At 68.7% G+C, this 12,796-nt stretch carries 11 protein-coding genes; 1 reads left to right on the forward strand and 10 read right to left on the reverse strand.

Translation table 11 applies throughout. The features are described 5' to 3' along the window. Window positions 1–23: 23 nt before the first annotated feature. Genes G6N38_RS27550 through pheS form a run of 8 tightly spaced genes read right to left on the reverse strand, consistent with a single transcriptional unit; the run spans window position 24 to window position 9,333 of the window. Complete coding sequence (locus G6N38_RS27550) at window positions 24–509, reverse strand: arginine repressor (RefSeq protein ID WP_163751272.1); 486 nt, start codon at window positions 507–509, stop codon at window positions 24–26. Continuing rightward, window positions 506–1,435, reverse strand: coding sequence for an ornithine carbamoyltransferase (gene argF / locus G6N38_RS27555; protein WP_163751273.1), 930 nt, complete (start codon window positions 1,433–1,435; stop codon window positions 506–508). Before argF ends, G6N38_RS27550 begins: the two co-directional genes overlap by 4 nt. Continuing rightward, window positions 1,432–2,619, reverse strand: a complete 1,188-nt coding sequence (locus tag G6N38_RS27560; RefSeq protein WP_163751274.1) for an acetylornithine transaminase — start codon at window positions 2,617–2,619, stop codon at window positions 1,432–1,434. The genes argF and G6N38_RS27560 overlap by 4 nt, the downstream gene beginning before the upstream one ends. Then, window positions 2,616–3,485: an acetylglutamate kinase gene (gene argB, locus G6N38_RS27565; RefSeq protein ID WP_163751275.1), complete on the reverse strand. Its 870-nt coding sequence runs from the start codon at window positions 3,483–3,485 to the stop codon at window positions 2,616–2,618. Before argB ends, G6N38_RS27560 begins: the two co-directional genes overlap by 4 nt. Further along, window positions 3,482–4,705, reverse strand: coding sequence for a bifunctional glutamate N-acetyltransferase/amino-acid acetyltransferase ArgJ (gene argJ, locus G6N38_RS27570; RefSeq protein WP_163751276.1), 1,224 nt, complete (start codon window positions 4,703–4,705; stop codon window positions 3,482–3,484). Before argJ ends, argB begins: the two co-directional genes overlap by 4 nt. Next, complete coding sequence (argC, locus tag G6N38_RS27575) at window positions 4,702–5,736, reverse strand: N-acetyl-gamma-glutamyl-phosphate reductase (protein ID WP_163751277.1); 1,035 nt, start codon at window positions 5,734–5,736, stop codon at window positions 4,702–4,704. Before argC ends, argJ begins: the two co-directional genes overlap by 4 nt. Window positions 5,737–5,794: 58 nt before the next feature. Beyond that, on the reverse strand, window positions 5,795–8,290 hold the full coding sequence (gene pheT, locus G6N38_RS27580) for a phenylalanine--tRNA ligase subunit beta (RefSeq protein WP_163751278.1): 2,496 nt from the start codon (window positions 8,288–8,290) through the stop codon (window positions 5,795–5,797). Beyond that, window positions 8,290–9,333, reverse strand: coding sequence for a phenylalanine--tRNA ligase subunit alpha (pheS, locus tag G6N38_RS27585; protein ID WP_163751279.1), 1,044 nt, complete (start codon window positions 9,331–9,333; stop codon window positions 8,290–8,292). Before pheS ends, pheT begins: the two co-directional genes overlap by 1 nt. Before the next feature lie 116 nt (window positions 9,334–9,449). Here pheS and G6N38_RS27590 point away from each other — a divergent pair, with 116 nt between their 5' ends. Beyond that, window positions 9,450–11,030, forward strand: a complete 1,581-nt coding sequence (locus G6N38_RS27590) for an FMN-binding glutamate synthase family protein (RefSeq protein WP_163751280.1) — start codon at window positions 9,450–9,452, stop codon at window positions 11,028–11,030. Between the two features lie 7 nt (window positions 11,031–11,037). Here G6N38_RS27590 and G6N38_RS27595 read toward each other — a convergent pair whose 3' ends face one another. Further along, entirely contained in the window at window positions 11,038–11,835 is a 798-nt protein-coding gene (locus tag G6N38_RS27595) for a rhomboid-like protein (protein WP_163751281.1), read from the reverse strand. 9 nt (window positions 11,836–11,844) lie between these two features. Beyond that, window positions 11,845–12,735, reverse strand: coding sequence for an adenylate/guanylate cyclase domain-containing protein (locus G6N38_RS27600; protein ID WP_163751282.1), 891 nt, complete (start codon window positions 12,733–12,735; stop codon window positions 11,845–11,847). Window positions 12,736–12,796: the final 61 nt, after the last annotated feature.

The raw sequence follows: 12,796 nt of genomic DNA on the forward strand, positions 1-12,796 counted from the left end.
CTTTTGGTCTCTACTGGATGTAGTTAGTGGATGGTCTCGAACATGGTGGCCAGTTGCGCGCCGGTCATCGGCTCGCGGGCCACCACAAAGATGGTGTCGTCCCCAGCGATCGTGCCGACGACGTCGGGCAACGCCGCCCGGTCGATCGCGCTGGCCAGGTAGTGCGCGGCCCCGGGCGGGGTGCGCAGCACGGCCAGGTTACCGCTGGCGTCGGTGGACACCAGCAGATCGGCAAGCAGCCGCGAGACGCGCTCGGTGCCGCCGGACACTCCGCGTACCGGGCTGCCATCCTCGGGTACGACGTAGACACCGACGCCGCCGTCGGCGCCGCGCAGCTTGACTGCACCGAGCTCTTCGAGGTCGCGCGACAGCGTCGCCTGGGTGACCTCGATTCCCTCGTCAGCCAGCAGCGCCGCCAGCTCGCTTTGGCTGTGCACCGACTGCGAGGACAGCAGCGCCACGATCCGGGCTTGGCGCCCGGCTCGGGTGGTGCTGACCTCGCTGGTCATGACTGCTCCAACAGCCACACCAGCAGCGCCTTCTGTGCGTGCAGCCGGTTCTCTGCCTCGTCCCACACCGCGCTGCGCGGGCCGTCGATCACCTCGTCGGTGATCTCGTGCCCGCGGTGCGCCGGAAGGCAATGCAGCACAACAGCTTCGGAATCGGCGTGATCGAGCAGGCCGGCATTGAGCTGGAATGGCCGGAATGGCCCGACCCGGTCAAGGCCGTCGTTCTCCTGCCCCATCGACGTCCAGGTGTCGGTGACCAGCACGTCGGCACCCTTTGCGCCGGTCACCGCATCCGCGGTCAGCGTGACCGTGGCACCGGTCTGCTGGCCGCGCCGCTCGGCGGCGGCGACGAACAGCGGGTGCGGCTCGAAGCCGGCCGGGGCCGCGATCGTGACGTGAATGCCTGCGGTGACTCCGCCGAGCATCAGCGAGTGCGCCATGTTGTTGGCGCCGTCGCCGAAGTAGGTCATCCGCAGGCCGCGCAGCGAGCCCTTGCGTTCGACCAGCGTCTGCAGGTCGGCGAGCACCTGGCAGGGGTGGAACTCATCGGACAGCGCGTTCACGACGGGAACCGTTGCCCCCGAGGCCATCGCGGCCAGGCGCTGCTGGGCGAAGGTGCGCCAGACGATCGCGTCGACGTAGCGTGACAGCACCCGACCGGTGTCCTCCAGGGTCTCCTCCCGGCCGAGCTGGGTGGCGCGCCCGTCGACGACGACGGCGTGACCGCCGAGTTGGGCGATGCCCATCTCGAAGGAGAACCGGGTGCGGGTGGAGTTCTTGTCGAAGATGACCGCGACACCGCGCGGGCCCTCCAGCGGCCGCCGGCTCATCGGATCTTTCTTGAGTGCGGCGGCCAGTTGCAGGATTTCGGCCTGCTCTTCGGGAGTCAGGTCGTCGTCGCGCAGGAAGTGCCTCAGGGTGCTCATTGGGCCGCCTCATCCAGGATCGCCGGTAATGCCGTCAGGAAATCATCGATCTGCACGTCAGTGATGATCAGCGGCGGCGCAAGCCGGACCACGTCCGGTGCGGCGGCGTTGACCAGGAATCCGGCGTCGCGGGCCGCGGTTTCGACGGCCTTGCTCTGTGGGGCAGTCAGCACAACACCGCGCAGCAGGCCGCGGCCCCTGACGTGATCGACCAGCGGATGGCCCAGCGCCTCGATACCGTGGCTCAGCGACTTGCCGAGCAGATCGGCGCGGTTGACCAGGTCTTCGGCGGCCAGCACCCGCAGCACCGCCAACGCGGCCGCGGTGCACACCGGGTTGCCACCGAACGTGCTGCCGTGCAACCCGGGGGTCAGGAGATCGGCGGTGGGTCCGATGGCCAGGCACGCACCGATCGGCAGTCCCCCGCCGAGACCCTTTGCCAGCGTGACGATGTCGGCAGTGATGCCGTCGTGCTGGTGGGCGAAGAAGGCGCCGGTGCGCCCGACGCCGGTCTGAACCTCGTCGAGAACCAGAAGCGCACCGTGGCGGCTGGTGATCTCGCGTGCGGCGACAAGGTAGCCCTCCGGCGGCACGACGACGCCGCCCTCGCCCATGATCGGTTCGAGGAAGACGGCTGCGGTGTCGTCGGCGACCGCGGCCTCGAGTGCTTCGACGTCCCCGTAGGGCACGTGCGTGACATCGCCGGGCAATGGTTCGAACGGCGCTTGTTTGGTGGGCTGTCCGGTCAGTGCGAGCGAGCCCATCGTGCGGCCATGGAAGGCGCCTTGGGCGGCAACGAGTTTGGTGCGCCCGGTCAGCCGGGTGATTTTGAAGGCGACCTCGTTGGCCTCGGTGCCGGAGTTGCAGAAGAACACCCGGGCCGGGGCGTCGAGCTGGTCGACGAGCGCCTCGGCCAACGCGATACCCGGTTCGGTGGCATACAGATTCGACGTGTGGCCCAGGGTGTTGAGCTGGGTCGTGACGGCCTCGATGATCGCGGGATGGCGATGGCCGAGGATGTTGACCGCGATACCGCCGAGCAGGTCGAGGTAGGTCTTACCGTTCTCGTCCGTCACCACCGCACCGTCACCGCTGGCCAGCGCCAGCGGCGGCGTGCCGTAGTTGTCCATCATGACCTCGGACCAACGCTCAATGAGGCTGTGTTGACTCCCCGTTTCGCTCATGGGACCACCTTCGTGCCCGTGCCTTCGTCGGTGAATAGTTCGACCAGCACACAGTGTTCGACACGTCCGTCGATCACATGCGCGCTGGGTACCCCGCCCTCGACCGCCCGCAGGCACGCCTCGATCTTGGGGATCATGCCGGTTTCGAGGTTGGGCAGCAGCTCGGTCAGCGTATCCGTGTCGACCTGGCTGACCAGCGAATTCCGGTCGGGCCAGTTGGTGTAGAGGCCTTCGACATCGGTGAGCATCAGCAGTTTCTCGGCGCCCAGCGCCGTTGCCACGGCTGCGGCCGCGGTGTCGGCGTTGATGTTGTGCACCACGCCGTCGATGTCAGGGGCGATCGTCGAAATCACCGGAATGCGGCCGGCCGCAATGAGATCCAGGACCGCCGCAGTGTTGACGTGCTCGACGTCGCCGACCAGGCCAATATCGGTGGCCACTCCGTCGAGCGTGACCCCCCGGCGCACTGCCGTCAACAACTGAGCGTCTTCACCGGTGATGCCGACGGCGTACGGGCCGTGGGCGTTGATGAGGTTCACCAGCTCGCGACCGACCTGGCCGAACAGCACCATCCGCGCGACCTCGAGTACCTCGGGGGTGGTAACCCGCAAGCCGCCTTTGAATTCCCCGGCGATGCCGAGGCGTTTGAGCATGGCACCGATCTGCGGCCCGCCGCCGTGCACCACGACGGGGTGGATTCCGGCGTTGCGCAGGAACACCATGTCGTCGGCGAATGCGGCCTTGAGCCGGTCGTCGGTCATCGCGTTGCCGCCGTATTTGACGACGACGATCTTGTCGTTCAGCTGTTTGAGCCAGGGCAGCGCCTCGGCGAGGACCGCGGCCTTGGCGTTCACGGTTGCGGTCATGAGCTGTAGGCCGAGTTTTCTTCGACGTAGGCGTGCGACAGATCGGTGGTGCGAATCGTCGCCTGCCCGTCACCCAGTTTCAGGTCGACGGTTACGTCGATATCGGCACCGGCCAGATCCACATCGCGGGCACCGGGTGCGCCTGCGCCGTCAACGCACACCGGGAAGCCGTTGAACGACACGGTGATCCGCTGTGCATCGATCTCGAACGGCACCATGCCCACCGCGGCCAGCACCCGGCCCCAGTTCGGGTCGGAGCCGAACAGCGCCGTCTTCACCAGGCTGTCGCGCGCAACGATCCGGGCCGCGATCACCGCATCGTCGTCGGTCGGCGCCCCGGTCACGGTGATCGCGATGCGCTTGGTGACGCCCTCGGCGTCGGCCTGCAGCTGCGCGCACAGGTCATCGCAGACCCGCAGCACGGCCGCGTCCAGATCCTCTTGAGTGGGCGCGATCTCGCTGGCGCCGGAGGCCAGTAGCAGCACGGTGTCATTGGTCGAGCAGCTGCCGTCGACGTCGAGGCGGTCGAAGGTCTTGGCGGTCGCCCTGCGCAGCGCGGTGTCCAGCGCGTCGGCGTCGGCCACCGCGTCGGTGGTCAGCACCACCAGCATGGTGGCCAGCGACGGCGCCAGCATGCCAGCACCCTTGGCCATCCCGCCGAGGGTCCAGTTCTCCCCCGATTCGATCGAGTGATGCAGCGCAACCTGTTTCGGCACGGTGTCGGTGGTCATGATGGCGCGCGCGGCTTCTTCGCCGCCGGTGAGCCCACCGGCGAGTTCGTGGACGATCTCGGTGACGCCGGCCAAGACCTTGTCAAGAGGCAACCGATCGCCGATCAGACCGGTCGAGCAGACTGCGACCTCGACCGGTCCGGTCTCGGTGCCCCATTCACTGAGGGCTGCGGCAACAGCTTCGGCGGTGGCGTGCGCGTCCTGAAAGCCGCCCGCTCCTGTGCAGGCGTTGGCGCCACCGGAGTTCAGCAGCACCGCGCGCAGCCGGCCGGTGGACAGGACCTGCTGGCTCCACAGCACCGGGGCGGCCTTGACCTGGTTGCGGGTGAACACCCCGGCGGCCGCATAGTCGGGGCCTTCGTTGAACACCAGCGCCAGATCCAGTGCGCCGGATTTCTTGATGCCTGCGGCGATCCCGGTCGCGCGGAAGCCTGCGGGGGCGGTGACCCCCTGATTCCGCACCAATTTGGTCTGATCAAGGCTCGTCACGGCGCCACTCCCACGATTGACAATCCTTCGGTCTCGGTCCAGCCCAGTGCGAGGTTCATCGACTGCACTGCCGCACCGGCCGTGCCCTTGACCAGGTTGTCGATGGCGCATACCGCGACCAGCACGCCGGCGTCGACGTCGACGGCCACAGCCAGCTGCGCGGCGTTGCTGCCGATCACCGCGCCCGTGCGGGGCAGCTGGCCTTCTGCCAGCAGGTGGATGAACGGCTCAGCGTCGTAAGCCTTTTCGTAGGCCGCGCGAATCTGGGACACCGGCGCCTGGGTGCGCGCGGTGCAGGTGGCCAGGATGCCGCGCGAGGTGGGGATCAGCACCGGCGTGAACGAGACGGTGACGGCCCGATCCGTTACCGCCCGCAAACCCTGGGCGATCTCCGGGGTATGCCGGTGCGCACCGGCGATGTTGTAGGCCCGCGCCGAGCCGATCACTTCCGAGCCCAGCAGGTCGACCTTGGCCGCGCGACCCGCCCCCGATGTGCCGCTGACCGCGACGACGGTGACGGCCGGCTCGACGAGGTCCTCGGCGACGGCGGGCAGCAGGGCCAGCAGGGCGGCCGTCGGATAGCAACCGGGCACCGCGATCCGGGTGGCGCCGCGCAGCCGATCCCGGCCGCCGGGCAGTTCGGGCAGGCCGTAGGGCCAGCTGCCGGCGTGTGGGGAGCCGTAGAAGCGCTGCCAGTCGTCGGCGTCGGTGAGCCGGAAGTCGGCGCCGCAGTCGATGATCAGCGTGCCCGCGCCGAGTTGTTCGGCCAGGGCTGCGGAATGGCCGTGCGGCAGGGCCAGGAACACCACATCGTGGCCGGCCAGGACATCGAGTTCGGTGGGTTCGAGCACCCGGTCGGCCAGCGGCAACAGATGCGGGTGGTGCTCGGACAGGTGGGTCCCCGCGCTGGCCGCGGCGGTGAGCGCACCGATCGTCAGGCGTCCATCCGCGTAGGCCGGATGCCCGAGCAACAAGCGCAGAATCTCACCGCCGGCGTAGCCGCTGGCGCCGGCAATCGCCACCGAAGTCATGCAGCCAATTCTGCATGGTTATGCACCATGATGCAAATACATTCCGCTGGGGCGGTGATCAGGCCCGGAGTTCGGCGCCGAGGCGTGCGGCGGCCGCGGCCACCGCAGCGTCCCGGGCGGCACTGGCCTCGTCTTCGGTCAGCGTCCGGTCCGACGCGCGGAACCGCAGCGCCAGCGTCAGCGACTTACGGTCCTCGCCAATCTGCGGCCCGGTGTACACGTCGAACAGCGCGACATCCTCCAGCAACTCCCCGGCACCGTCGCGCACGGCGTCGACCACGGCCGCAGCGGCGATATCACCGGCCACCACCAGACTGACGTCCTGGAACACCGCCGGGAACGGCGACACCCGCGGGGCGGGCAGCGTCTCAGGGATCGGCACGGCATCCAGATCCAGCTCGAGCGCGCAGGTGCCCTTCGGCAAGCCCGAACGTTCGATCACCGCCGGATGCAGCTGGCCGGCATGCCCGACGACTCGGCCGTCGACCAGGACCTCCGCACAGCGCCCCGGATGCCACGGCAGCAGCTGCGCGGCGCGCAACGTGATGTCCACCCCGCAGGCGCGCGCGATGATCCGCACCGCCTCGAAGGCGTCGGCGGCCTCGACCGGGCGCCCAGGCCCCCAGGGACCGCGGGGCTCACGCAGTCCGGTCAGCACGGCGCCGACGTGGACGGGCTGGCGCGGCAACGAAGCGTCCAGCGCGGCGATCTCCGTGTCGCTCGGCCGCCGATGCGTCGGGATCAGCTCGACGGCCTTGGTCTGTTCGGTCGGGTGCACCACCTGCGCGATGGAGAACAGCGCGACGTCGACGAAGCCACGAGAGACGTTGCGGGACAAGGCTTCCAGCAGTGCCGGCAAGAGCGTGGTGGCCAGGTGCGGCCGATCGGCCTCCAGCGGGTTGAGCACCGAGGTGGTGGCACGCCTGGGATCGGCAGCAGCCAGACCCCACGTATCGAAGATTCCCGCAGGCAGGAACGGGGTGGGCAACACCTCGACGTAGCCCGACAGGCCCAGCGACTTGCCGACCGCGCGGCGCCGCTTCTGCCCGGCGGTGAGCCCGCGGCCGGCCGGGGCGGTGGGCAGCACCGACGGGATCTTGTCGAGCCCTTCCAGCCGCAGCACCTCCTCGACCAGGTCGGCGGGCTGGACGAGGTCTGGACGCCAGCTCGGTGGCGTCACCACGAGAATGGCCCGGTCGGCGTCGTCCTCGACGACGTCGGCACCGATCTGGGTCAACCGCTTCACCGCGGCACCGCCGTCGTACTCGACACCGGCCATCCGGTCAGGGAGGTCGAACCGCATCCGCACCGGTGCCGGCGACCAGTTGTCGCGCGGCGGGTCACCACGCCAGTCGGTCAGCGTGGGCTCGACTGTGCCGCCCGCGATCTCGGCGAGCAGCGCCGCGCACCGGTCCAGTGCGGCCACCGAAATCGCCGGATCGACGGACCGTTCGTAGCGCCGGCCGGCCTCGCTGACCAGGTGCAGCCGGCGAATCGTGCGGGACACCGCGGCGGGGTCCCAGACCGCGGCCTCCAGCAGGATGTCGGTGGAGTCGTCATCGATCTCGGTGGTGCCCGCGCCCATGACGCCGCCGATGGCGGCGGTCGCGACGTCGTCGACGATCAGCACGTCGGCCGGATCGAGTTTGCGTTCGATGTCGTCGAGGGTGACGACCGTCTCCCCCGGCTTGGCGAACCGGACGATGAACTCGCCGTTGATGCGGCTGCGGTCATGTGCGTGCATCGGGTGGCCGATTTCGAGCATCACATAGTTGGTGACGTCGACGGCCGGTGAGATCGGCCGGATGCCGGAGAGCATCAACCGCCGGCGCAACCACCACGGCGACAAAGCCTTCGGGTCGATTCCGGTGACCGGGCGCAGCGCGAAACGGCTGACGCCGGTGCCGGATTCGACGGTGACCGGTAGCGCCGGGCCCTCGACGGGCAAGGGTGGAACATCGGCGGGATCCACGAAATCCAGGTCGTACGCGCAGGCGATCTCGCGGGCGATCCCGCGCACCGACATGCAGTAACCGCGGTCCGGTGTGACGGCGAGATCGAAGATCACGTCGTCGAGGCCGAGCACGCCGATGGCGTCAGCTCCAGGTTCCGCGGTTCCCGGCGGCAGCACCATGATCCCAGAATGGTCTGCACCCAAACCCAATTCGGCGGCCGAGCAGATCATGCCATCGGAGAGCCGGCCGTAGGTCTTGCGGCTGGCGATGTGGAAATCGCCGGGCAGCGTAACACCGGGCAGCGCCACCACTACGAGATCACCGACGGCGAAGTTCGTTGCACCGCAGACGATATCGCGGTCACCGCCCTCGCCGACATCGACCTTGCAGGCGCGGATCGGCTTCTTGAACTCGGTGAGTTCTTCGATGGCGGTGACCCGCCCGACGGTCAGCGGGCCGCTGACCGGTCCGAGCGTGATGATGTCCTCAACCTCATGGCCGACGCGGATCAGCGCCTGCTCGAGATCATGGGGCTCGACGTCCCAGCCCGGCGCACCGCGCTGGACGATGTCACGTAGCCAGCTGTAGGGAAGGCGCATCAGACCCCGACCCCGAACGGCAGCGAGAACCGCACGTCACCCTCGACCATGTCGCGCATGTCGGGGATGCCGTTGCGGAACTGCAGAGTGCGCTCCAGACCCATCCCGAAGGCGAAGCCGGAGTACACGTCCGGGTCAATGCCGGCCGCGCGCAACACATTCGGGTTCACCATGCCGCAGCCACCCCACTCCACCCAGCCGGCGCCGCCCTTTTTGTTGGGGAACCAGATGTCCACCTCGGCCGAGGGTTCGGTGAAGGGGAAGAAGTGCGGCCGCATGCGGGTGCGGGCTGTCGGCCCGAACTCGGAACGGGCGAAGGCGTCGAGGGTCCCGCGCAGGTGGGCCATCGTCAGGCCACGATCCACCGCCAGGCCCTCCACCTGGTGGAAGACCGGGGTGTGAGTCGAGTCGAGCTCATCGGTGCGGAAGGTGCGGCCGATCGAGACGATGTAGACCGGCAGCTCACGGTCAAGCAGAGTGCGCACCTGCACCGGGGAGGTGTGGGTGCGCAGCAGCTGCCGCGATCCCTCCGGGGCGATGTGGAAGGTGTCGGACTCGCTGCGCGCCGGATGGTCGGGCGGAAAGTTCAGCGCGTCGAAGTTGAACTGCTCGGTCTCGACCTCGGGACCTTCGGCCAGCTCCCAGCCCATCGCGACGAACGTGTCGGCGATGTGCTCGGCCAGGATGGTGATCGGGTGCCGCGCTCCGATGGGCTCGCGGGTCGAGGGCAGGGTGACGTCGATGGCCTCGGCCACCAGCACTGCTGCGTCGCGTTCGGCGCGCAATGCAGCCAGGCGCTCGTCGTAGCTGCGCTGGGCCTCGCCTCGGGCGACGTTGACCAGCTTGCCGGCCTCGGAGCGGTCCTCCTTGGGCAGGCGGGCCAGCGCCTGGCGGGCCAGCGCCAGCGGTGCGCGGTCGCCCAGGTGCTCGGTCTTGGCGCGGGCCAGCGCGTCCAGGTCCGCGGCCAGCTCGAAGGCATGCCGGGCCGCGCTGACAGCCTTGGTCAACGATTCCTGCGACAAGTCGACGGGTTGGTCACCCACGCGGCGAAACGCTCCTTCTCCAAACCGGGCTGTTTGCACCACGGATGTGACGCAAGTGCCGATCATAGGTGATGCCAGAATGACGTCTCGCAGGCATTTCACCCCAAGGACACCCAATGCTCAGAGCCCTCGCCATCACAGCAGTGTGGGCGGTAGCGCTGGCCCTCGCGGGGCTGGCGCTGGAATTCAGCCCGTGGTGGTGGCTGCCCGCAGGGCCGGTGGCCGCGGTCGCGGCACTGGGCACCTGGGATCTGCTGCAGACCCGGCACACGATCCTGCGGGCCTACCCGGTGCTCGGACACTTCCGGTTCCTGGCCGAGGCACTGCGCCCGGAGATCCGGCAGTACTTCATCGAGTCGAACACCGAGGCCACCCCGTTCGACCGGGAAACCCGCGACATGGTTTACGAACGGGCCAAGGGCACCAAGAGTGACGAGCCGTTCGGCACCGAGCGCGACGTCAACGCACTGGGCTACGAGTTCCTCCGGCATTCCCTGCGCGCCCATGTCGCCTCCGAGCTCGCGCCCCGGGTGCGCCTCGGTGGCGCGGACTGCGCGCAGCCATATGACATCGCGCTGTTCAACGTCTCGGCGATGAGCTTCGGGGCGCTGTCCGGCAACGCCATCGAAGCGCTCAATGGCGGGGCGGCCCGCGGCGGGTTCGCCCATGACACCGGTGAGGGCGGGATCAGCCCCTATCACCTCAAGCACGGCGGTGACCTGATCTGGGAGATCGGCTCGGGATACTTCGGGTGCCGCGACGCCGACGGGCATTTCGACGCCGCCCTGTTCGAGGGGAAGGCCGCACTGCCTTCGGTGAAAGCGATCTCGATCAAGCTGTCCCAGGGCGCCAAACCCGGCCTCGGCGGGGTGTTGCCCGGCGCCAAGGTGAGTGCGGAGATCGCCGCGACACGTGGGGTGCCGATCGGCCTGACGGTGGTCTCGCCGCCGGCGCACACCGCGTTTCACACGCCGGTGGAGATGATGCATTTCATCGCGACGCTGCGCAGCCTGTCCGGCGGCAAGCCGATCGGGTTCAAGTTGTGCATCGGGGCACGCACCGAATTCCTGTCCATCTGCAAGGGGATGCTGCACACCGGAATCACCCCGGACTTCATCATCGTCGATGGCGCCGAAGGCGGAACCGGCGCAGCCCCACAGGAATTCGAGGACCATGTCGGCATGCCGCTGACCGAGGGCCTGATGCTGGTGCACAACGCACTGGTCGGGACGGGGCTGCGCGACCACATCAGGATCGGCGCATCGGGCAAGGTGGCCAGCGGGGTGGACATCGTGAGCCGGATCTGCCAGGGCGCGGATTTCACCATGTCGGCGCGCGCAATGATGTTCGCGGTCGGCTGTATCCAGGCGATGAAGTGCAACACGAACAAGTGCCCCACCGGGGTTGCCACCCAGGACAAGGGCAGGGCGCGGGCACTCGACGTTCCTGACAAGACCGAACGAGTGGTCAACTTCCAGCGGGCGACCGTGGCCAGCGCTGCCCAGATCGTCGCATCCATGGGCCTGGGCGGATTCGACGAGCTCGAGCCGGCGATGCTCAACCGCCGCATCGAAGGCCAGCGCACCCGCACCTACGCCGAGATCTACGACTGGTTGATGCCCGGCGAGCTACTCGATGATCCGCCCGAGTCGTGGCGCTCGGATTGGATTGAGGCGTGCGCCGAGGAGTTCCGCTAGATCCCCGCTAGGAGGGCGCAGACAGCGGCGCGGCCGTGCCGGCCAAGGCGCGGCGGACCGCGCGGCGTCGGGCGATACGCGCGGCCACCAGGGCGCCCAGCACGCCGAGCGTGGCCGTGGTCAGGATCGATGGTCCGGTGTTGGCCATGATCAGGTAGCCGAACGACGCGGCGACCGCGAGCAGTGCGTACCGCGCGGTCGTCCAGTGCGCCGGGTGGCCGAACCGGGTGCCGACCACCATGCCGAGGACCAGGGCGACGCCATGTCCGACGTTGGTGAAGTCGCCGGCGCTACTCACCACTGAACCGAATGCCACGGCCAACCACCAGCCGGTCCACGCTGCGCGCCAGCGGCGCGGGATGGCCGCGGTGAGCGCACCCAGGACACCGACCGCGCCGTAACTCATGCCGACATCGGTGACGTTGGCAATCGACCAGGAGGTCAGCCCGGCAGCCAGCGCCGCGGCCAGCCCGGCGGCCACCAACAACGTCGCGCCGACGTGGCCGACAACGAACGCCACCGCCATCCGGCGGCTGCGCCACAGCAGTTCGGCCAGGCCGAGAATCGCGAAGAGGCCCGGCAGCCACACGTAGATGGGTCCCCGGTCGGTGACGAAGGCGCTGCCGATCAGTGTGCCCAGACGGCCTTCACCGAGATTGTGCAGATTGGTGCTCGCGCGCCAGACGACCTGATCGCGGACGTGCGGCCCGAGCGCCAGCAGCACGGCCGCCACCGTCACGAGCGCGGCCGTGTAGCCAAGCGTGAACCGAACGCGGTCCAGCCGCGAGAGCACTGCGAAAACCATCCCTACCTACTATGCCTGGGCCTCGAGATCGTCCCCGTCGTCTTCGACTGGCAGATCCCTGCGGGTTTTGAGGCGGTACATCACCAGATCGGTGGGTACCCCGGATGCCCGCGGAGCGAACACCTGGCGCCTGATCCGCTTGACCGTGACTCCGAGCGATTCGAGATCGTCGGGCTCGATCAGCTCCAACGTCTTCTCCGAGACGATTAGTCCGCCGCGGGTGGCGCGGTCCATCACCCGGGCGGTGATGTTGACATCGACGCCGAGCCAATCCGATCCGATGCGCTGCGGGCGACCGGTGTGGACACCGGCGCGCATCCGCGGCGTATACCCGTCGACCTCGACCGTTCTGACCGCGTCGCGGGCGGCCATGGTGGCCCGCACCGCGGTGACCGGGTCGGTGAAGACCGCCATAATGCCGTCGCCCATGCGTTTGACGATGTGTCCGCCCGCGTCGAGCAGCGGAGGCTCGACGACTTGGGCGACGCGGCGCAGCAGACGCAACGTGGCGTCGTCGCCGGCGGCGAGCGACCAACTGGAGAACCCGACGAGGTCGGTGAAGACCAGCGTCACCTCTCGGTCGCGCGGCCGTCCGGAGACGCGTTCGGTGAGCGCCTGCCAGAGCTGAAGTGTGGCCAAGCTCACCTCGCGGGTGGCCGCTTCCCGGTCGCGCAGCAACCGGTCGGCGACTCGCGCGGCCGCGCGGGCACCGCCATCGCCGGCGGCCGAGAGCGGGTCACCGAAGTCGGGGTCGCCGGGCAGCATGCGGCGGGCACGACGAACCAGGGCGATGATGCCCGGATTGTGGTTGGTGTTGTGCCACCACGCCGCGGGCCCTCGCCCGGGTTGGTTGACGTCAACGAGGGAATCGGGTTGATCGTCGAACGGCTCGACGTCCACGAGATCCAGCCTAGGGAAAGGATTTCGGGCGAGCCAACTGTGTGACGCGGCCAACGTATCG

It is taken from the genome of Mycolicibacterium helvum, assembly GCF_010731895.1.
GTDB classification, from domain to species: Bacteria; Actinomycetota; Actinomycetes; order Mycobacteriales; family Mycobacteriaceae; genus Mycobacterium; species Mycobacterium helvum.

What these genes read in the sequence shown, in the direction of transcription:
- G6N38_RS27550 (WP_163751272.1), bottom strand. Translation starts at nt 509, where the DNA reads ATGACCAGCGAGGTCAGCACCACCCGAGCCGGGCGCCAAGCCCGGATC.
- argF (WP_163751273.1), bottom strand. Translation starts at nt 1,435, where the DNA reads ATGAGCACCCTGAGGCACTTCCTGCGCGACGACGACCTGACTCCCGAA.
- G6N38_RS27560 (WP_163751274.1), bottom strand. Translation starts at nt 2,619, where the DNA reads ATGAGCGAAACGGGGAGTCAACACAGCCTCATTGAGCGTTGGTCCGAG.
- argB (WP_163751275.1), bottom strand. Translation starts at nt 3,485, where the DNA reads ATGACCGCAACCGTGAACGCCAAGGCCGCGGTCCTCGCCGAGGCGCTG.
- argC (WP_163751277.1), bottom strand. Translation starts at nt 5,736, where the DNA reads ATGACTTCGGTGGCGATTGCCGGCGCCAGCGGCTACGCCGGCGGTGAG.
- pheT (WP_163751278.1), bottom strand. Translation starts at nt 8,290, where the DNA reads ATGCGCCTTCCCTACAGCTGGCTACGTGACATCGTCCAGCGCGGTGCG.
- G6N38_RS27590 (WP_163751280.1), top strand. Translation starts at nt 9,450, where the DNA reads ATGCTCAGAGCCCTCGCCATCACAGCAGTGTGGGCGGTAGCGCTGGCC.
- G6N38_RS27595 (WP_163751281.1), bottom strand. Translation starts at nt 11,835, where the DNA reads ATGGTTTTCGCAGTGCTCTCGCGGCTGGACCGCGTTCGGTTCACGCTT.